Genomic DNA, 19,763 nt, shown 5'->3' on the forward strand with positions numbered 1-19,763 from the left:
CCCATCATGGCAATCACTTCCAGACAACGCGTCGCGATGGCGCTCCTCATCGTGCTGGGCCTGCTCGGCACCGGCGCGGTGCTGATGACGGCGCGACACACCAGCGGCGAAGAAGCCGAGCACGCCGCCGAATCGAAAGGCGAGCATGCCGACCCACACGAGGGACAACATGAAGGTCAGCACGAGGGTCAGCACAAGAAGACACACGAAGACAAACCTGGCAACAAGGACGCACACGCACCTGAAGCTCAAGCACATGGCGAGCATGAAGCGCACGAGGAGCACGAGGAAACGCGCGTCTCGCTGAGCGCCGAGCAGATCAAGGCCGCAGGCATCACGCTGCAGGCCGCCGGGCCGGGCCAGCTGCAGGCCAGCGCCCAGTTCCAGGGCGAGATCCGCTTCAATGACGACCGCACCTCCCACGTCGTGCCGCGCCTGGCCGGCGTGGTCGAGGCGGTGCACGCGGACCTCGGGCAGCAGGTGAAAAAAGGCGAGCTGCTGGCCACCGTTGCCAGCACCGCGCTGGCCGAGCAGCGCAGCGAATGGCTGACCGCGCAAAAGCGCCGCGACGCCGCACGCGTGAGCTTCGAGCGGGAGAAAAAGCTGTGGGAGGACAGGATCTCCGCCCAGCAGGATTTCCTGCAGGCGCAAAGCGCCTTGCAGGAGGCCGACATTGCCCTGCAGAACGCCGCGCAGAAACTGGCCGCGGTCGGTGCCACGGGCGCTTCGGTCGTGCTGAACCGCTTCGAGATCCGCGCGCCGTTTGCCGGCACCGTGGTGGAGAAGCACCTGAGCCTGGGCGAGGCGGTCAAGGAAGACGCCAGCATCTTCACCGTGTCCGACCTGAGCACCGTGTGGGCCGACTTCGCGGTGGCGCCCAAGGACTTGGGTACGGTGCGGGTGGGCCAGCGGGTCATCGTCTCCTCGACTGCATTCGACAGCAAGACCGAGGGCGTGATCGCCTACGTCGGCGCCCTGCTGGGTGAGCAGACCCGCACCGCCCGCGCCCGCGTGGCGCTGCGCAACCCTGGCGGCGCGTGGCGCCCGGGCCTGTTCGTCACCGTGGCGGTGCTGGGCGAGCAGCAGACGCTGCCGCTGGTGGTGAGTGCCGATGCGGTGCAGTCGGTCGAAGGGCAGAGCATGGTGTTCAAGGCAGTCGACGGCGGCTTCCAGGGCCAGCCTGTGAAGCTGGGCCGGTCGGATGGCCGCAGCGTCGAAGTGCTGGGCGGGCTGAAGGCCGGTGAACAGATCGCCTCGTCCAACACCTTTGTGTTGAAGGCCGAGCTGGGCAAGGGCTCGGCGGAACACGCACACTGAAGAAAGCGCATCCATGTTTGAACGCATCATCCGCTTCTGCATCGAGCAGCGCTGGCTGGTCATGCTGGCCGTGCTGGGCATGGCCGGGCTGGGCCTCTACAACTACACGCGCCTGCCGATCGACGCCGTGGTGGACATCTCCAATGTCCAGGTCGTCGTCAACACCGAGGCACCCGGCTACTCGCCGCTGGAGGCCGAGCAGCGCATCACCTACCCCGTCGAGACCGTGATGGCCGGCCTGCCCGGGCTGGCGCAGACCCGCTCGCTGTCACGCTACGGCCTGTCCCAGGTCACGGTGATCTTCCAGGACGGCACCGACATCTACTTCGCCCGCCAGCTGGTCAACCAGCGGCTGCAGGAAGCCAGGGAGCGCCTGCCGGCCGGCATCACGCCCAGTATGGGCCCGATCTCCACCGGCCTGGGCGAGATCTACCTGTGGACGGTGGAGGCCGCGCCTGGTGCGAAGAAGCCCGACGGCAGCGCCTACACGCCGACCGACCTGCGCGAGATCCAGGACTGGGTGGTCAAGCCGCAGTTGCGCAACGTGCCGGGTGTCACCGAGATCAACTCGATTGGCGGCTTCGAGAAGCAGTACGTGGTGGCACCGAACCTGGAGCGGCTGGGGGCTCACGGCCTGAGCCTGGCCGACGTGGTGGCGGCGCTGGAGAAGAACAATGCCAACGAGGGCGCGGGCTACATCGAGCGGCGCGGCGAGCAGTACCTGGTGCGCGCGCCGGGCCAGGTCGCGTCGATGCAGGACATCCGCGACATCATCGTCGGCAGCGCGCAGGGCCAGCCGGTTCGCGTGGGCGACGTGGCCGAGGTCGAAATCGGGCGCGAGCTGCGCACCGGTGCGGCCACCGAGGACGGCCAGGAGGTGGTGCTGGGCACCGTCTTCATGCTGATGGGCGAGAACAGCCGCAGCGTCTCGCGGGCGGTCGACAAGCAGATGAAGGCGATCAACCAGTCGCTGCCGGCCGGCGTGCGGGCGGTCACGGTGTATGACCGCACGGTGCTGGTCGACAAGGCCATCGCCACGGTGCAGAAGAACCTGCTCGAAGGCGCGGTGCTGGTGGTCGCGGTGCTGTTCCTCTTTCTCGGCAACATGCGCGCCGCGCTGATCACGGCGATGGTGATCCCGCTGTCCATGCTGTTCACCTTCAGCGGCATGGTCTCCTACCGCATCAGCGCCAACCTGATGAGCCTGGGCGCGCTGGATTTCGGCATCATCGTCGACGGGGCCGTGGTCATCATCGAAAACGCGGTGCGCCGGCTGTCCCACGCGCAGGCCCACCGAGGCCGGCCACTGACACGCTCGGAGCGCTTCCATGAAGTGTTTGCCGCGGCCAGGGAAGCCAGGCGGCCGCTGCTGTTCGGCCAGCTCATCATCATGGTGGTCTACGTGCCCATCCTGGCGCTCACCGGCGTGGAGGGCAAGATGTTCCACCCGATGGCCTTCACCGTGCTGCTGGCCTTGCTGGGCGCGATGCTGCTGTCCATCACCTTCGTGCCCGCGGCGATTGCGCTGTTCATCGGCCAGCGCGTGGCCGAAAAGGAGAACCGGCTGATGCTGTGGGCCAGGCGCCGCTACGAGCCCGCCCTGAAGGCCTCGCTGGCCAACGCGCCGGTGGTCGCCACCTTCGCCGCGGTCGCGGTGCTGTTCTCGGTGGCGGTGGGCACCCGGCTGGGCAGCGAGTTCGTGCCCAACCTGAACGAGGGTGACTTCGCGATCCAGGCGCTGCGCATTCCCGGCACCAGCCTGACGCAATCGGTCGCCATGCAGCAGCAGCTGGAGCGCCGCCTGAAGGCTCGCTTCCCCGAGATAGAGCGCATCTTCGCGCGCACCGGCACCGCAGAGATTGCCGCCGACCCGATGCCGCCCAACATCTCCGACGGCTACATCATGCTCAAGCCCATGGACCAGTGGCCCGCACCGCGCAAGACGCGCGACGAGCTGCTGGCCGCGATCCGCGAAGAAGCGGCCCTGGTGCCGGGCAACGCCTACGAGTTCTCGCAGCCCATCCAGCTGCGCTTCAACGAGCTGATCTCCGGCGTGCGCTCGGACGTGGCGGTGAAGCTGTTTGGCGACGACAACGAGGTGCTGAACACCACCGCCGCCCAGATCGCCGAGCGGCTGGGCCAGGTGCCCGGCGCCACCGAGGTCAAGGTCGAGCAGACCAGCGGCCTGCCGATGCTCTCGGTCAACATCGACCGGGCCAAGGCCACCCGCTACGGGCTGAACATGAACGAGGTTCAGGCCACCGTGGCCACCGCCATCGGCGGCCGCGAGGCCGGCACCTTCTTCCAGGGCGACCGACGCTTCGACATCCTGGTGCGCCTGCCCGAGGCCGTGCGGCAGGACATCGACGCGCTGCGCCGCCTGCCCATCGCCTTGCCCAGGGGCAGCGGGCCGACGGCCTATGTGCCGCTGGGAGAACTCGCCACGCTGGAGCTGACGCCAGGCCCGAACCAGATCTCCCGCGAAGACGGCAAGCGCCGCGTGGTCGTCAGCGCCAACGTCACCGGGCGCGACCTCGGCTCCTTCGTCAGCGATGCCCAGGCCGCCATCGCCTCCGTCAAGGTGCCAGCCGGCTACTGGACGGCCTGGGGCGGCACCTTCGAGCAGCTGGCCTCGGCCACCCAGCGGCTGCAGCTGGTCGTGCCGCTGGCCTTGCTGATGGTGTTCGTGCTGCTGTTCACGATGTTCGGCAACGTCAAGGACGGGCTGCTGGTGTTCACCGGCATTCCGTTTGCGCTCACCGGCGGCGTGCTGGCGCTGTGGCTGCGCGACATCCCGCTGTCCATCTCGGCCGCGGTGGGCTTCATCGCGCTGTGCGGCGTGGCGGTGCTGAACGGCCTGGTGATGCTGTCCTTCATCCGCGGCCTGCGCGAAGAAGGCAGGAACCTGGACGACGCGATCTGGGAAGGCGCGCTGACACGGCTGCGGCCGGTCCTGATGACCGCCATGGTGGCCTCGCTGGGCTTCGTGCCGATGGCGCTGGCCACCGGCACCGGTGCGGAGGTGCAGCGCCCGCTGGCCACGGTGGTCATCGGCGGTATCCTGTCGTCCACGCTGCTGACCCTGCTGGTGCTGCCGGTGCTGTACCGCTGGGCGCACAGGCGCGATGAAGACGAGGTGCCGGCAGCCGCCGCCGTGCCGGCCTGATCCCGCGCCACCCCAGGTTTCCCATGTCCCTGCGACCCGCCCTCCCCGCGCTCACCGCGGCCTTGTTGTTCGGCGCCAGCACGCCGCTGGCCAAGTGGCTGGGCGGCGACATGTCGCCGCTGCTGCTGGCGGGCCTGCTGTACCTGGGCAGCGGCATCGGCCTGGCGGCATGGCTGCTGCTGCGGCAGTGGCGGGCCGGCGCTGGCGGCGCCCCCGCCCACCAGGCCTCGCTGCGCATCCCGCGCAACGAGCTCAGCTGGCTGCTGGGCGCCATTGCCTTTGGCGGCATGCTGGGGCCGGCCTTGTTGATGACGGGACTGGCCCAGGCCCGCGCCGCCTCGGCCTCGCTGCTGCTGAATGTCGAAGGCGTGCTGACGGCCGTCATCGCCTGGCTGGTCTTCAAGGAAAACGCCGACCGCCAGATCGTGCTGGGCATGGTCGCCATCGTCATCGGCGGCCTGCTGCTGTCGTGGGAACCGGGCGCGGCCTCGGTCTCCACCGGCGCCTTGTTCATCCTCGGCGCCTGCCTGTGCTGGGCCATCGACAACAACCTGACGCGCAAGGTCTCGAACAACGATGCCATGCTGGTCGCCTGCCTCAAGGGCCTGCTGGCAGGCGGCTGCAACACCGCGCTGGCACTGGCCAGCGGTGCGGCACTGCCGCCCTGGACTTCCGTCGGCCTGAGCCTGCTGATCGGCTTCTTCGGCTACGGGCTCAGCCTGACACTTTTCGTGGTCGCCCTGCGCACGCTGGGCACCGCGCGCACCGGCGCATATTTTTCAGTGGCACCGCTTTTTGGCGTGCTGCTGTCGTTGGCGATCTGGCCGGCCATCCCGCCCCCGCTCTTCGGGCTGGCGGCCGGCTTGATGGCGCTTGGCGTGTGGCTGCACGTGCGCGAGCGCCACGAGCACCCGCACACCCATGAGCCGCTGGTGCACGCCCACGCGCATGCCCATGACGCGCACCACCAACATGCGCACGACTTCGCCTGGGACGGCACAGAGCCCCACCGGCACTTGCACCGACACGAGCCGCTGACGCACAAGCACCCGCACCATCCGGACATCCACCACCGGCACTCGCATGCAGCCACGCCGCCCGGGCACGAAACCTGAGCAGCCCGCGCAGCGGATCAGCCCGCAGCCAGCCTCGGTGCGCCTGGCGACTCCAGCTGCTGCAGCGGGCATTGCCACCAGCCCACGTCGTGCCACACGCCATGCTTGAAACCCACCTTGCGGTAGACGCCAATGAGTTCAAAACCCACCGATTCATGCAGCGCCACGCTGGCCGCGTTGGGCAATGCAATGCCAGCAAAGGCCTGGCAATGGCCCAGGTCGACCAGCACCCGCTTCAAGGTCGTGTAGAGCTGCTTGCCCACACCTTGTCCCCGCACATCGGCCCGGACGTAGGCCGTGGTGTCGACCGACCACTGGTAAGCCGCCCGCTCCCGGTGCCTGCTCGCGTAGACATAGCCGCTCACCCGGCCGGCCTCATCCTCACTGACCAGCCAGGGCAGCGCCTGCAAGGTGGCGCTGATGCGCGCCCGCATCTCCTCCACCGTCGGCGGCACCAGCTCGAACGAGATGCAGGTCTCCTGCACGATGGGGGCATAGATGGCGGCGATGGCCGGTGCATCGTCTGGCGTTGCAATGCGGATGGCGGTGATCGTGGGGTCCATGGCAATCATCGGCCGGGCTAGGATCGCCGGCAGGTAGTACGAGGAGGCCCAGGCCAGTGTGTCTGGGCCAATCCCAGCGCCGCGACTTCCGCCGGCCTGGCACCAGGGCCTTCGTGGGCTGCTTCAGCCACAGCAGCGGCGCGCGCTCGGTGCCCCGGCCGGCGCCGTGGCGGACGCCGCTGCGGGCTCCGGCTTGGGCCCGCAGCCGGAAGACGCGCAGCCCTTGGTGGGTGCGATCGGTGCAGCCGGTGTCGTCAATGTCATCGATGCCGTCGGTGTCACCGCAGCAGCCAACGCGATGGACGGGCTGGCCACTGGCGCAGGACCGCAGCAGCCGCCGGAGAGCGCAGCGCCTGACTTCACCCCAAAGTCGGACGAGCACACCCCTGTCTCCGGCAGGTCCAACTCGACCCGGTCCGCAGCAGGCAGGTCGCTGGCGATGGCGGCCACCACCGAACGCACCTGCTCGAAACCGGTGGCCATCAAGAAGGTGGGCGCACGGCCATAGCTCTTGACCCCCACCGTGTAGAAGTCCGCCTCAGGGTGGGCCAGCTCACGGTGCCCATGCGGCCGGACGGTTCCGCAGCTGTGCAGGTTCGGGTCGATCAGCGGGCCCAGCGCCTGGGTGGACTCGAGCCAAGGGTCCAGCTGAAGTCGCAACTCGCGCGTGATGTTCAAGTCGGGCCGCTGGCCGGTCGCGCAGACGATCTCGTCGAGGCCCTCGATGCGCACCGGCTGCTGCTGCAGGTCCAGGCCCTCGACTGTGAGTTGCGCGCCAGCCCGCCGGATGGCCGTGATGCGCACCCCACTATGGAAGGCCAGCACACCGCTCTCGCGCAGGCGACGCAGCGCCGCACCCAGCTCGCCGCGTGCCGGCAGCGCATCTGCCACGCCGCCGCCGTAGACCCGCTGCGGCACTGTCGAGCGCACCGCCCAGGCCAGCCGCGTCGTCGGCGAAGCCTTGGCCAGCGCGGCCAGGTCCAGCAGCGCATTGGCCGCGGAATGGCCCGCACCCACCACCAGCGTGCGCTTGCCTTCGTACCGGGTACGGTCCCGGCCCAGCACGTCGGGAATGCCGTAGAAGATCTGGCCGCTGGCCTCGCCTTCGCCATCGGCCGCCAGGCCGTTGCCTCCCAGCGGGTTCGGGGTGGCCCAGGTGCCAGTGGCGTCGATCACCGCGCGAGCCCGGAACTGCACAGCCTGCCCGCTTCTCAGCGCATGGATCACGAACGGTGCCTGCGCCCGGCCGTCGCTCCTGACCTTGTCGAAACCCTCGCGGCTGATGGCCGTGACACGGGTGCCCAGTTGCAGCGCCGCCTGCACCTGCGGCAACGCGGCGAAGGGCTGCAGCACCTGCTCGACCACTTCGCGGGACAACGGCAGGCCTGCGGGCGCCGGCGCTTGCCAACCCGTCGCGGCCAGCGCCCGGGCCACCGCTTCGTCCACATTGAAGCGCCATGGCGAGAAAAGGCGCACATGCCCGTGAGCCAGCAGGTTCTGTCCCACTCGGTCCCCGGCTTCCAGCACGACCACCCGCAGCCCGCGCTCCTGCAGCCGCGCCACCGCGGCCAGGCCAACCGGCCCGGCCCCCAGCACCGCCACCGGCAAGCCGTCCAGCGAGGCTGGCTTGGTCGCCTGCGCCTGCAGCGGCAGGCTCATGAATGCCGCACACGCTGGGCAGGCGCCCTGCAGCTCCTGCGACGCCTTCAGTGCTGCCGGGGCCTGGTCGAGCTTGCTGCGCTTGAAGCCGAAAGCGGCGAAGTATTCCGGCGCGGTGACCGTCAGCAGGTACAGCGTACCGATGCCGCGGCTGCGCGCTTCGAGGATGAGCCGTTCAACCAACTGGCGGCCGATGCCCTGCTGCTGCAGACCCGGCGCCACGGCGACCGAGCGCATGAGCGCCACGTGCCCATAGACCTCTGCGCCGGCGCAGCCGATGACTTCGCCGTTGACCGTGGCCAGCAGGCAGGTGCCCAGGTGGTCGCGGGCACCGTCCAGCGGCAGCTTGTTGGCCAGCAGCAGCGCCTCGACGGCAGGCCAGTCGGCGGCCGTGGCCTGCCGCAGGAGGATGGGTGACGTCAGCAACATGATTGGGAGTCCTTGACCGGTTCGGCCCCGGCTTCGCTGGCAGGCAGGCAACACATCGCCGCCTGGTCCGCGCGCAGGGCCTTCATCAACAGCAACAGGGAGCGCTCGACTTGGCGGCGGTCGCGCTCGCTCAGCGATGACAGCAACTGCGCGGCGTGGGCGTCGAGCGTCTGGTTCAGCTCAAGCACAGTGCGTTTGCCTTCGGCGGTGAGCGTGACGAGCCAGCTCCTTGCGTCGGACGGGTTCGGCTCCTTGGTCACCAAGCCACGCCTGGCCATGGCCTCCACCGCACGCGACACCCAGCTCTTCTCCAAGCTGACCCGCGTGCCCAGTTCGGCCAGCGGCAAGGGGCCGGTGCGTCCCAGCTCGGTCAGCAGGTGACACTGCGTGCTGGTGGTGCGACAACAGTCGGCCACGACCCGCTGCGCCCGCGTGTACATGCGGGCAACCTCTCGCAGCAGGCCGCCGTGATTGGCCGTCGTGACCGCCGCCTGGGTGACCGGAGCGCCGTCCTGCACGTCTGTGCGCATCTCGTTGTGAATAGCAACCATGCAGGCGCACGGTAGACCTCATGATTTTGGTTGTCAACAGCAACTACTTGGTGGGAGAAAACGGGGCCGGGCCCCGTGAACTGCAGGTGCTCAGATCGCGCGCTGGTTCACCCGCTTGCTTAGGGCCTCGGCGCTCTCCTTGCGCTCGCTGTAGCGGTCGACCAGGTAAGGGCCCAGGTCGCGCGTGAGCAGGGTGAACTTGAACAGCTCTTCCATCACGTCCACCACGCGGTCGTAGAAGGCCGAGGGCTTCATGCGGTCGTGTGCGTCGAACTCGGCAAAGGCCTTGGCCACCGAGGACTGGTTCGGGATGGTCAGCATGCGCATCCAGCGGCCCAGCACGCGCATCTGGTTCACGGCGTTGAAGGACTGGCTGCCGCCGGAAACTTCCATCACCGCCAGCGTCTTGCCCTGCGTCGGCCGCACCGCACCAACCGACAGCGGGATCCAGTCGATCTGCGCCTTCATGATGCCGGTCATCGCGCCGTGGCGCTCCGGTGAAGTCCAGACCATGCCTTCGGACCATGCGGCGAGTTCGCGCAGCTCCTGGACCTTGGGGTGGCTGTCCGGCGCGCCATCGGGCAGCGGCAGGCCGGCCGGGTCGAAGATGCGGACCTCGCCACCCATCGCTTCGAGCAGGCGGGCCGCCTCATGGGTCAGCAGCCGGCTGAACGAACGCTCGCGCAGCGAGCCATAAAGCATCAGGAAGCGCGGCCGGTGGCGTGAAGGTTGCGGCACCACCAGGCGCTCCTGGGTCGGCACATCGAAGAAACCTGCATCCAGTGCAGGGAATACGCCTTGCGTGCCTTCGGGAATCGCGCTCATGCCGGTGCACCTTTTTCATACCAGGCCTGGCTGCGGTTGACGATGGCGACCACTGCCAGCATCACTGGCACCTCGATCAGCACGCCGACCACGGTGGCCAGCGCCGCGCCCGACTGGAAACCAAACAGGCTAATGGCGGTGGCCACGGCCAGCTCGAAAAAGTTGCTGGCGCCTATCAACGCCGACGGCCCGGCGACACAGTGCTGCACCCCCAGCCTGCGGTTGAGCAGGTACGCCAGGCCGGAGTTGAAGATCACCTGGATCAGGATGGGTACCGCCAGCAGCGCAATCACCAGCGGCTGATCCAGGATGGCCTGGCCCTGGAAGGCGAACAGCAGCACCAGGGTCAGCAACAGTGCGCTGATGGAGAACGGACCCAACCTGGACGCAACCGCCTGGAAGTACGCCGTGCCCTTGGCCAGCAGCGCCTTGCGCCAGAGCTGGGACAGCACCACCGGCACGATGATGTACAGGCCCACCGAGGTGAGCAGCGTGTCCCAGGGCACGGTGATGGACGACAGGCCCAGCAGCAGCGCAACGATGGGCGCAAAAGCCACCACCATGATGGCGTCGTTCAAGGCCACCTGCGACAGCGTGAAGTACGGGTCGCCTTTGCAGAGCTGGCTCCAGACGAAGACCATCGCGGTGCAGGGTGCGGCGGCCAGCAGGATCAGGCCGGCAACATAGCTGTCGAGCTGGTCGGCAGGCAGCCAGGCCGCGAATGCATGGCGCACGAACAGCCAGCCCAGCAAGGCCATCGAAAACGGCTTCACAGCCCAGTTGATGAACAGCGTGACGCCAATGCCGCGGGCATGGGCCTTGACCTGGCCGAGCGCCGAGAAGTCGATCTTCAGCAGCATCGGGATGATCATGACCCAGATCAGCAGACCCACAGGCAGGTTGACCTGGGCCACTTCCATCGCTGCAATGGCCTTGAACGCGCCCGGCAACCATTGCCCCAGCGCAACGCCCGCCACGATGCACAGCGCAACCCAGACGGTCAGGTAGCGCTCAAAAAAGGAGATGGCCGATGCGGCCTTGGGCGCTGCTGCGCCGGAGAGTTGGCTTGCGCTCATGGTCAGCTGGCCGAAATGGCGTTCAGGGCGGCCCGGAGTTCGGCCTTGTCCAAGGTTTCAAGAGGCAGTTGCAGCAACTGCAGCATGCGGTAGCCAATGGCCTGGCGGGTCAGCTCGAAGGCCAGCCGCTTGCCGGCGTCGCCGCCCTGTGCATTCGACGGGTCCGCATAGCCCCAGTGCACCTTCACCGGTTGGCCGCCATCGGCATTCGCGCCAAAGAAGACGGGGCACTGCTCGGCCGCGGCGCTGTCGCAAACGGTGATGACGATGGACAGCGGCGGCGACTCGGGCGAGGTGAACTCGTCCCAGCTCTTGCTGCGGTAGCCGGTCACGTCCACACCTGCGTGGGTCAGCGCTTCGAGGGCAAAGGGATTGAGGCGACCGCTGGGCGCACTGCCGGCGCTGAAGGCCCTCACATCCTTGCCGAGCCTGGCAGCCCAGTGGTTCAGCATGCCCTCGCTCAGCACGCTGCGGGCCGAGTTGTGGGTGCAGAGGATCAGCACGTTGACGGTCATGGTCGGCAGGTTCAAGAAATGAAGTCAGCAACTGCAGGCAGCCGAGGCATCGGCACCATTGGCGCCACAGGCCTCGCCCTGGCAGCAGTTCTCGGTCAGGAAGGCCAGCAGCGCATTCATGTGGGCGTAGGCCGCCCGGTAGATCAGGTTGCGGCTGGCGCGCTCCTGGGTCACCAGGCCGGCCTGCAGCAGTTCCTTCAGGTGGAAGGACAGCGTGGCGGCCGGAATCTCCAGGCCTTGCTGCATCGCGCCAGGCGTCATGCCGGCATCGCCCACCACCACCAGCGCACGAAAGATACGCAGCCGCATCGGCTGGGCCAGCGCGGCGAGGGACTTGACGGCCATCTCTTCTTCCATGTTTCCACTTTAATGGAAATAATGGAATTCAGCCAGCCCCGCGCCGGCGCTGTTGGCAAACAGGGCAGCGGGTCAGGCGCCGGCGGGCGCCAGCGCGATGGCGTTCTGGCGATGCTTCACCGCAGTCCAGATCCGCCAGACATACAGCGCACCGATGACCCCCTCGAAAAACGCACCGACGACCCAGCAGATCGGCAGGAAGTCGGCGTTGCCGTCCCGCCCCAGCGTCATGAAGTAGATCGTCGGGATGCTGAAGGCCCACATCAGCACCAGGCGGGTGGCAAAGAGGAACCTTGTCAGGCCGAAGGCCTCCAGCACGGCGGCGCCTGTCATCGAGAAGGTGAAGGCCAGTGCATACAGCCAGAGCACCTGGGCCGTGCCGACCGCCGCGCTGCGGATCGCTTCAGGCTTGTGGCTGAGGCCGAAAGGGTTCAGCAGCTGTTCCGGCATGGTGATCTCGAAGAGCGCCACCACCGCCACATAGGCCAGCTCGATCACCCAGGTCACGAAGATGATCCTGGGCACCTGCGAAAAGTCGTTCGCGCCGATGGCATTGCCGCACAGCACGCTGCAGCCGATGCCCAGCCCGATCAGCGGCACGATGCCGATGTAGTTGACCGTGAGGTTGACGTTGTTGGCCGCCAGCGCAATCGCGCCCAGGCCGGCGATCATCCAGATGAAGGCCGCGTTGCCGAGGTTGTCGACACCGGCAGAGACCCCGAGCGGCAGTCCCCGCCGGACCCGCAGCATCATGTCGGCCACCACGGTCGCCCCGCGCTTGAAGACGCGTTGCGTGAGCTGGTGCCAGACCTCCTGCGGCAACCGGGACAAGTAGAAGACCAGCATCGCCGAGGTGCCGAACAAGGTGCCGATGGCCGAGCCACGCATGCCAAGCTCGGGCAGCCCGAATTTGCCGAACACCAGGCCAACCGTCATGAACAGTTCCACGACCTGCCCGATCAGGCCGGCAATCAGCGTGACCCGCGTCTGGCCAATGCCGCTGAAATAGGACGACAGCGACATGTTCAAGGTCATGACGCTGCCGAAATACGCAGCCCAATACAGGAACTGCGATTCAAGCGCCGTGATGGCGGCCGGCCGGTTGCTCAAGCGGGGAATCAGCTCGATCACCGGCGCCAGCAGCACCAGGACCGCGGCCAGCACGGCCGCGACCACCATGCCGACCGCCGCCTGGTACGCCGCCTCGTCCCGCCCTGATCGGCCGAAGGCCTGGGCGACGCAGGACCTCGAAAAGCCGGCGAAGGCGGTGAAGAAGCCGACGATGGCCATGGCCGTGTAGATCGCGGGCCCGGACGCGGCCAGCGTGTCGTCCGAATACCGCGCCAGGCAGATGCGGTCGACCAGCATCATGATCAGGTTGCCGACCATCGAGCCCATCAAGGGCACGGAAACCTGCAGCACGCGCCTGGCAATGCCGAAGTCGAAACGCATGGGGTTGGAATTCATCAATGCCTCAACTCACCGGGCGCGCAGCTTCAGCCGCACTGGCACCGCACTCGGGCCGACGAAGAAATTCAACAGCTGCTCGACCGGCGGTGCGTCCCGGTCCGGCACCAGTTCGAAGTTGTGCACCAGCATCGCCAGTACCATCTTGATCTCGGTCAGCGCGAGGAAGCGGCCAGGGCACAGGCGGGGGCCGGCGCCGAAGGGGAAGACCTTGCGCGAAGGGTCTTCCTCCCGCGAAGGCTTGCCATCGAAGATCCAGCGCTCCGGGCGAAACAGCTCGTGCTGCGGGAAGTGCACCTCGTCCTGGCTGGCCCCGGTGTTGGCGACAAAGATCACCGTGTCTTTCGGCACGAAGGTGTCGGCCACGACGCAGTCGGCGTTGCTGGCAAAGCCCATGAACGGCGCCACCGCCCGCAGCCGCTGGGTCTCGCTGTGGGCCGCTTCGAGATACGGCAGTTGCTTCAGCCATTCCCATTCGCGGGCGACCGGCGCGTCGCCGAGCACCGCGTCCACTTCGGCGGCCAGCGTGGCGGCCGCCTCGGGGTTCTGCGCCAGCAGGTTGATCATCCACGCCATCGAGTTGGCGGTGGTGTCTTCGCCGCCGATCACGCTCATGATGGCATTGCTGATCAGTTCCTGGTCGGTGAAGCCGGACTCGGGGTTCTCGCTCGCCGCGATCATCGCCTCCAGCATGTTGCCGGGCTTCTGGCGCAGCTGCGGCTGCTGCGCCATGCGCTCGCGCGCGTCCTGCACGAAGCCGATGACGGCCTTCTCGATGTCGTCCGCCGACTTGTCGGCCGCGCGGTCCACCGGCAGCTTGAAGTGGCGCCAATAAGGCAGCAGCGTGGCGTTGCGGGCGCCCAGGCGTTGGAAGATGTTGTCGATGTCGCGCTGCACCTGGTTGCCGTCGTCGTTGACGGCGTCGATGTCCTGCCCCATCGCAATGGCCACGATCACATCGAGGGCCATCGCCTTCAGGTCGCGATGCAGGTCGATGCGCCGGCCCTCCGCCACTGCTGTCTTCCAGCGCAGCAGCACCCGCTTGGTGATGGCCACCATCGTCGGAAAGAAGTTGCGCACGACCTCGGCGTTCAGCCCGCCCATGACCAGCCTGCGCTGCTTGCGCCAGTCGTCGCCTTCGGCGGTGATGACGCCAGCGATCTTCAGCTCGCCCATGCTGGTCTTGAGGTTGGAGGTGCGCCGGAAGCCGTCCGGGCGGTCACGCAGCAGGCCCTCCACGGCTGCGGGCTCGGAGAGCACCATCAGCTGGTGGCCCATCACATCCAGCCGGAAGACGGGACCGAACTCGCGAATCCAGTCCGCCAGCGTCAGGTGGAACTGGCGCCCGCTGAGCTTGAGCAGGCTGCCGACCAGCGGCAAGCCCTTGGGGGCGGGCAGGTCGGCGATGGTGCGCGAGAACTCGAATGTCCCCATGCGTTTGGCATCCAGAGGGGGCGCTGAGGTGTTGGCGTCCATGCTGTCTTTCGGCTATTTGTTGGCGAACGAAATGTGGGCGGCAGCATGCAAAGGCCCGCTGCTCGCCCCACGGTGGAGGCTGGCCGAGATCTCGCGCGCCAGCTTCTCGATGTGTGGCGGCTTCACGATCGTGTAATGGCTGCCACCGATGGCCATCACCCGCAGGCGCTTGCCGAGCAAGGCGGCCCAGCCGAGCGTGAGGTCCTCGCCTTCGCGCCGCGCGGCGGCGAAGAAGCTCACCGGCGCCGCAATCAGCGGTGGCCGGTAGGCGTCGGCCGCCTTGGCACCGGCCACGTACAGCGCCACGATGCGCTTCACCTGCGCCGCATCGAGCTGCGTCGGCAGCAGCTGCTCGCGTTGGCACACCTGGATGATGGCGTCCAGTTGCCCGGCGCTCGCCAGCTGTGTGACCTCGTCGTAGACGGGATGCTGGCTCGCGTCGACCCACTCGGGGTGCAGGTCGATGACCCAGTGCAGCAGGGCGCTGCATTCGTCGACCTCGCGGGCCGCCTCGCCCGGCTCGCTGGCCAGCGGGCAGCCGCTGTCGATCATGCCCACGAAGGCCACCGTCTCCCCTGCGCCAAGCAGCTGGTGCGCGATCTCGTAGGCGATCATGCCACCCAGGGACCAGCCCGCGAGCTGGTAGGGCCCGCTTGCCTGGACCTGGCGGATGGCACCGAGGTAGGCACGCGCCATCTCGGCGATGCTGGCATGCGGCTTCTCGCCACTGGCAAAGCCGCTGGCGGCCAAGGCGTACACGGGCTGATCCGGGGCCAGGTGTCGCGACAGGTCGAACGCATACTGCACTTCGCCGCCAATTGGATGGATCAGGAACAGCGGCGTGGCGTCCCCGCGGGTGCGGATCCGGACCAGGTTCGGATGCCTGGCGGCCGTCGCATGCGAATCGATGAACTTCGCCAGGGTCGCCAGCGACGGGTGGGCAAAGAGGTCTCTCAAAACCATCCCGTTGACGCCGCGATCGCGCAGCTTTGCCACCATTTGCGTGGCCAGCAGCGAGTGGCCACCGAGCAGGAAGAAGTCGTCCTCGGCCCCCACCTTGTCGATCTGCAGCAGCTCGGCCCAGACCTCCGCGATGGCCTGTTCGGTCGGCGTGCGCGGCGGCATGTATGCGGCCTGGCTTTGCGCCATCTCAGGCACCGGCAAGGCTTTGCGATCGACCTTGCCGTTGGGGGTCAGCGGCAACACGTCCAACATCACGTAGGCGCTCGGCAGCATGAAGCTGGCCAGTTCCTCCGCCAGTTCGGCACGCAGGGCGTCCTCGTCCAGCGGGTGCCCGGCATGTGGCACCACGTAGGCCACCAGCCGCTTGTCGCCGCCAGGCGCCTCATGCGCCAGCACCACCGCCTCCCGGATGCCGTGGGCCGCAGCCAGCTTGGCCTCGATTTCGCCCAGCTCGATCCGGAAGCCGCGGATCTTGACCTGGAAGTCATTGCGTCCCAGGTACTCGATCTCGCCGCCCGGCAGGTACCTGGCGAGGTCGCCGGTCTTGTACAGCCTGCCGCCCGGCGAGCGGCCGAAGGGGTCGGCGATGAAGCGTTCCGCCGTCAGCTCTGGTTGGTTCAGGTAGCCGCGGGCGACGCCGGCACCGCCGATGTGGATCTCGCCTGCCACGCCAACCGGTACCGGCTGCAAACGGCTGTCGAGGATGTAGACCTGGGTGTTGGCCGCCGGGCGGCCGATCGGGATCTCACCCGGCGGCAAGGCCTGGCGAGCGTCCATCTTCCAGGCCGTGGCGTACACCGTCGCCTCGGTCGGGCCATAGGTGTTGAGCCAGGCCGTGCCTGCCTGCACTGCGCGCCGCCACGGACCGAGGTGGCGGCGCTCCGCCTTCTCGCCGCCCACCACGACCAGGCGCAGCGCGCCGGGTTCAGCGCCGCTCGCGGGCGCTGCGTTCTGCGCCCACTGTTGCCAGAAGGCAGTCGGCAGCTCGGCCACGGTGATGCCCATGTCGGCGATGAAGTTCAGGAAGACCTCGTCTGGCGCGACCAGGTCGGCCGGCCGCAGCACCAGGGTGGCGCCCACCGTCAGCGCGGGAAAGATCTCCTCGACCGACGCGTCGAACGCGACCGAGGCGAACTGCAGCACACGGTCCTCTTCAGAGAGCGCGCACAGGCGCACATGGCCCTGGATCAGGTTGACCACCGACGCATGCTCGACCATCACGCCCTTGGGTTGCCCGGTCGAGCCCGAGGTGTAGATCACATAGGCGAGGCGGCGCCCCGCCGACCCATCGGCTTCAAGCTCGGGGTTGACGCCCGCCTGATGAGCCCAGTGCTGTGCGTCCGCCTGAAGGTCCAGGTTGGGTATGCCCTGCGCCTGCAAGGTCGCCGCCAGGCGCGAACGGGTGGCCTGGCGCAGGCAGGTCAGCACCGCCACCGGCGCGCTGTCGTGCAGCATGTGGGACAGGCGGTCCGCCGGATAGGCTGGATCGAGCGGCACGTAGGCGCCGCCTGCCTTGAGCGTCGCCAGCAAGGCCATCACCATCTCCACGCCACGTTCCGCGCAGATCGCGACACGCGACTCGGGCCCAACGCCCAGCACCATCAAATGGTGCGCCAGCCGGTTGGCCTGTGCGTTCAGCTCGGCGTAGCTGAGCGAGCGGCCCTCATGGACGACGGCCACCTTGTGCGGCGTGCGCGCCACCTGCGCCTCGAACAGCTGCTGGGCCTGCGTGAATTGCGGGTCCACGCCGGGGAACGCCGTGGCGGTGTCGTTCCATTCGGCCAGCATGCGCTGGCGCTCGCCGCTGCCCAGCAGGTCCAGCTCGCCAACCGGCGTGTCGGGATCGGTCACGATGGCCTGCAGCAGGCGCGTGAAGTGGCCGGCCAGGCGCGCGATCGTGCTGGCGTCGAACAGGTCGGTGCTGTATTCGAAGTCGCCATGCAACCCGTCTGCACTTTCGGTCAGGGTCAGGGTCAGATCGAACTTGGCGGTGACGACGGGGCCGGCAACAAACGACATCGACAGGTCCGGCATTTCCGGCCGGGCCATGGGCGCGTTCTGAAGGGCCAGCATCACCTGGAACAGCGGCGTGTGACGGGCATGCCGGCCGGGCTGCAAGGCCTCCACCACCTGCTCGAAGGGCACATCCTGGTTCGCGTAGGCATCCAGCGTGTGGCCCCTCACCTGCGCCAGCAGTGCTGTGAATCCCAGGCTGAGGTCGACCTGCGTGCGAATCACCAGCGTGTTGACGAACAGGCCGATCAAGCCCTCGATCTCGGTGCGGTTGCGGTTGGCGATGGGCGTGCCGATGCAGATGTCGATCTGCCCCGCGTAGCGCGCCAGCAGGACGTTGAAGGCCGCGCACAGGGTCATGAACAAGGTGCTCTGCGTCTTCCTGCTGAGCGCCCGCAGCCTGGCAGAGAGCTCCGCGGGCAGCGCATACGGCAAGGAGGCGCCGTCTTGGCGCTGCACAGGCGGGCGCGGCCGGTCAGTGGGCAAATCCAGCAGCGCGGGCGCCCCATTCAGGCGCTGCTGCCAGTAGCCCAGTTGCCGCGCCAGGCGTTCGCCGCTCAGCCACTGCCGCTGCCGGGCGGCAAAGTCGACGTAGCGCATGGGCAGCTCGGGCAGCGCCAGCGGCAGCCCCGCGGCGTGGCTCGCATAGAGCGCACCGAATTCCCGCACCAGGATGCCGATGGACCAGCCGTCGAAGACGATGTGATGCACGGTCAGCAGCAGCAGATGCTGCTCGTCGCCGAGCTGCAGCAGGCCACCCCGGATCAGCGGGCCTGTCGTCAGGTCAAAAGGCAGCTGCGCTTCGGCCAGCATGCGCGCGGCCACTGCTGCGTCGCGCGCCTGCTGCATCGAGTGGCGCAGGTCATCGAACGGGAGCGCCAGGTCCACTCGCTGCAACAGCCGCAGCACCGGTGTGCCGCCGGCGCTCTGGAAACAGGCGCGCAGCGCGTCGTGGCGACACACGAGGTCGTTCAGCGCCGCGTGCAGCGCGGGCCGGTTCAGCTTGCCTTCGAGACGGAACGCGATCGGGACGTTGTAGGTGGCACTCGGGCCCTCCAGCTGATCCAGGAACCACAGGCGCTGCTGGGCCAGCGAAGGCGGGAAGGCTTGTGCTGGCAACTCGGCCGGCAAGCCCAGGGCGGCCGGCGTCTGCGTCGCTTCCGGTGACTCGGCCCCCGCGGGCGCGAGGATGGCGGCCAGGTCCGCCAGCACCGGCGTCTCGAAGACGGTGCGCAGCGAAATGGCGGTGCCGAATTTCGCCCCCAGGCGCGACATCAACTGCGTGGCCAGCAACGAATGGCCGCCAAGCGCAAAGAAGTCGTCGTGCACACCCACCTTGTCGACCTGCAGCAGCTCGGCCCAGACTTCGGCCACGGCCTGTTCGGCCGCCGTGCGAGGCGCCAGGTATTCGGCCTCGCCCTGTGACATGTCCGGTGCGGGCAGCGCCTTGCGGTCCACCTTGCCATTGGCCGTCAGCGGCATCGCCGCCAGGCTCACGAAGTGGCTGGGCAGCATGTACTCGGGCAGGCTTTGCGCCAGCGCCGTGCGCAGCTGCGCCTCGTCGGGCAGGCTGTGCCCGTCATGCGCCACCAGGTAGGCCACCAGGCGCGGGATCTTGCGCTCGTCCTCCCGCGCCAGCACCACCACGTCGCGCACGGCATCCATGGCCCCCAGCGCGCTCTCGATCTCGCCCAGCTCGATGCGCAGCCCGCGGATCTTGACTTGATGGTCGCTGCGGCCCAGGTACTCGATGTTGCCGTCGGGCAGGTAGCGCGCCAGGTCGCCCGAGCGGTACATCCTGGCCCCGGGCTCTGCGCTGAACGGGTTGGGGATGAAGCTCTGTTCGGTCAGCTCGGGCCGGTTGATGTAGCCCCGCGCCAGGCCGATGCCGGCGATGAACAGGTGGCCGACCACGCCGATGGGCACCGGGTTGAGCAAGTCGTCGAGGATGTGGATCTGGATGTTGGCAATCGGCTTGCCAATCGGCACGCACTGCAGCTCGCTGTCCTTGTGGCACTGCCAATAGGTGACGTCGACCGAGGCTTCGGTGGGGCCGTAGAGGTTGTGCAGTTCGACGTGGTCCCAGGTCTGGAAGAAGCGCTGCTGCAGCTCCAGCGGCAGGGCCTGGCCGCTGCACATGACCTGGCGCAGCGACCTGGCGCTGCCGGGCCTGGCTTCGTTGAGGAACACGTCGAGCATCGGCGGCACGAAGTGCAGCGTGGTGATGCGCTGCTCATCGATCACGCGCGCCAGGTAGGCCACGTCCTGGTG

General features: G+C 68.0%; 13 protein-coding genes. 3 read left to right on the forward strand and 10 right to left on the reverse strand.

Going from position 1 to position 19,763, the window contains the following annotated elements; genetic code table 11:
* Positions 1-6: 6 nt before the first annotated feature.
* From AC3WR5_RS25125 to AC3WR5_RS25135, 3 genes are read left to right on the forward strand one after another with little or no spacing between them, the layout of a single operon-like run.
* Positions 7-1,317, forward strand: coding sequence for an efflux RND transporter periplasmic adaptor subunit (locus AC3WR5_RS25125; RefSeq protein ID WP_492488007.1), 1,311 nt, complete (start codon positions 7-9; stop codon positions 1,315-1,317).
* 13 nt (positions 1,318-1,330) lie between these two features.
* Positions 1,331-4,483 (forward strand): CusA/CzcA family heavy metal efflux RND transporter, encoded by a 3,153-nt coding sequence (locus AC3WR5_RS25130; protein ID WP_492488009.1) that lies wholly within the window; start codon positions 1,331-1,333, stop codon positions 4,481-4,483.
* Positions 4,484-4,506: 23 nt separating this feature from the next.
* The gene (locus tag AC3WR5_RS25135; RefSeq protein WP_492488011.1) at positions 4,507-5,598 is read left to right on the forward strand and encodes a DMT family transporter; all 1,092 of its coding nucleotides are present in this window, start codon (positions 4,507-4,509) and stop codon (positions 5,596-5,598) included.
* A 17-nt stretch (positions 5,599-5,615) separates the two neighbouring features.
* Here AC3WR5_RS25135 and AC3WR5_RS25140 read toward each other — a convergent pair whose 3' ends face one another.
* The 10 genes from AC3WR5_RS25140 to AC3WR5_RS25185 all read right to left on the reverse strand — a co-directional run bounded on the left by AC3WR5_RS25140 (position 5,616) and on the right by AC3WR5_RS25185 (position 19,754).
* Positions 5,616-6,161 carry an arsinothricin resistance N-acetyltransferase ArsN1 family B gene (locus AC3WR5_RS25140; protein WP_492488012.1) on the reverse strand — a complete coding sequence of 182 codons (546 nt, stop codon included), beginning with the start codon at positions 6,159-6,161 and terminating at the stop codon, positions 5,616-5,618.
* Positions 6,162-6,284: 123 nt separating this feature from the next.
* Positions 6,285-8,249: an arsenic resistance N-acetyltransferase ArsN2 gene (gene arsN2 / locus AC3WR5_RS25145; RefSeq protein ID WP_492488014.1), complete on the reverse strand. Its 1,965-nt coding sequence runs from the start codon at positions 8,247-8,249 to the stop codon at positions 6,285-6,287.
* Positions 8,240-8,779, reverse strand: coding sequence for a MarR family winged helix-turn-helix transcriptional regulator (locus tag AC3WR5_RS25150; RefSeq protein ID WP_492488016.1), 540 nt, complete (start codon positions 8,777-8,779; stop codon positions 8,240-8,242). The genes arsN2 and AC3WR5_RS25150 overlap by 10 nt, the downstream gene beginning before the upstream one ends.
* A 111-nt stretch (positions 8,780-8,890) precedes the next feature.
* Complete coding sequence (gene arsH / locus AC3WR5_RS25155; protein ID WP_492488018.1) at positions 8,891-9,625, reverse strand: arsenical resistance protein ArsH; 735 nt, start codon at positions 9,623-9,625, stop codon at positions 8,891-8,893.
* Positions 9,622-10,701, reverse strand: a complete 1,080-nt coding sequence (gene arsB / locus AC3WR5_RS25160) for an ACR3 family arsenite efflux transporter (protein ID WP_492488020.1) — start codon at positions 10,699-10,701, stop codon at positions 9,622-9,624. Before arsB ends, arsH begins: the two co-directional genes overlap by 4 nt.
* Before the next feature lie 2 nt (positions 10,702-10,703).
* Positions 10,704-11,216, reverse strand: coding sequence for an arsenate reductase ArsC (locus tag AC3WR5_RS25165; RefSeq protein ID WP_492488031.1), 513 nt, complete (start codon positions 11,214-11,216; stop codon positions 10,704-10,706).
* A 24-nt stretch (positions 11,217-11,240) separates the two neighbouring features.
* Positions 11,241-11,573, reverse strand: coding sequence for an ArsR/SmtB family transcription factor (locus AC3WR5_RS25170; RefSeq protein ID WP_492488022.1), 333 nt, complete (start codon positions 11,571-11,573; stop codon positions 11,241-11,243).
* A 72-nt stretch (positions 11,574-11,645) separates the two neighbouring features.
* On the reverse strand, positions 11,646-13,040 hold the full coding sequence (locus AC3WR5_RS25175) for an MATE family efflux transporter (protein ID WP_492488024.1): 1,395 nt from the start codon (positions 13,038-13,040) through the stop codon (positions 11,646-11,648).
* A 12-nt stretch (positions 13,041-13,052) separates the two neighbouring features.
* A complete protein-coding gene (locus AC3WR5_RS25180; RefSeq protein ID WP_492488026.1) occupies positions 13,053-14,516 on the reverse strand; it encodes a cytochrome P450 in 1,464 nt (487 codons plus the stop codon).
* Positions 14,517-14,528: 12 nt separating this feature from the next.
* The gene (locus AC3WR5_RS25185; RefSeq protein ID WP_492488027.1) at positions 14,529-19,754 is read right to left on the reverse strand and encodes an amino acid adenylation domain-containing protein; all 5,226 of its coding nucleotides are present in this window, start codon (positions 19,752-19,754) and stop codon (positions 14,529-14,531) included.
* Positions 19,755-19,763: the final 9 nt, after the last annotated feature.

The organism is Ideonella sp. FW305-24, assembly GCF_058788035.1.

What these genes read in the sequence shown, in the direction of transcription:
- arsH (WP_492488018.1), bottom strand. Translation starts at nt 9,625, where the DNA reads ATGAGCGCGATTCCCGAAGGCACGCAAGGCGTATTCCCTGCACTGGAT.
- AC3WR5_RS25180 (WP_492488026.1), bottom strand. Translation starts at nt 14,516, where the DNA reads ATGGACGCCAACACCTCAGCGCCCCCTCTGGATGCCAAACGCATGGGG.
- AC3WR5_RS25175 (WP_492488024.1), bottom strand. Translation starts at nt 13,040, where the DNA reads ATGAATTCCAACCCCATGCGTTTCGACTTCGGCATTGCCAGGCGCGTG.
- AC3WR5_RS25140 (WP_492488012.1), bottom strand. Translation starts at nt 6,161, where the DNA reads ATGGACCCCACGATCACCGCCATCCGCATTGCAACGCCAGACGATGCA.
- AC3WR5_RS25150 (WP_492488016.1), bottom strand. Translation starts at nt 8,779, where the DNA reads ATGCGCACAGACGTGCAGGACGGCGCTCCGGTCACCCAGGCGGCGGTC.
- arsB (WP_492488020.1), bottom strand. Translation starts at nt 10,701, where the DNA reads ATGAGCGCAAGCCAACTCTCCGGCGCAGCAGCGCCCAAGGCCGCATCG.
- AC3WR5_RS25125 (WP_492488007.1), top strand. Translation starts at nt 7, where the DNA reads ATGGCAATCACTTCCAGACAACGCGTCGCGATGGCGCTCCTCATCGTG.
- arsN2 (WP_492488014.1), bottom strand. Translation starts at nt 8,249, where the DNA reads ATGTTGCTGACGTCACCCATCCTCCTGCGGCAGGCCACGGCCGCCGAC.
- AC3WR5_RS25135 (WP_492488011.1), top strand. Translation starts at nt 4,507, where the DNA reads ATGTCCCTGCGACCCGCCCTCCCCGCGCTCACCGCGGCCTTGTTGTTC.
- AC3WR5_RS25130 (WP_492488009.1), top strand. Translation starts at nt 1,331, where the DNA reads ATGTTTGAACGCATCATCCGCTTCTGCATCGAGCAGCGCTGGCTGGTC.
- AC3WR5_RS25165 (WP_492488031.1), bottom strand. Translation starts at nt 11,216, where the DNA reads ATGACCGTCAACGTGCTGATCCTCTGCACCCACAACTCGGCCCGCAGC.
- AC3WR5_RS25170 (WP_492488022.1), bottom strand. Translation starts at nt 11,573, where the DNA reads ATGGAAGAAGAGATGGCCGTCAAGTCCCTCGCCGCGCTGGCCCAGCCG.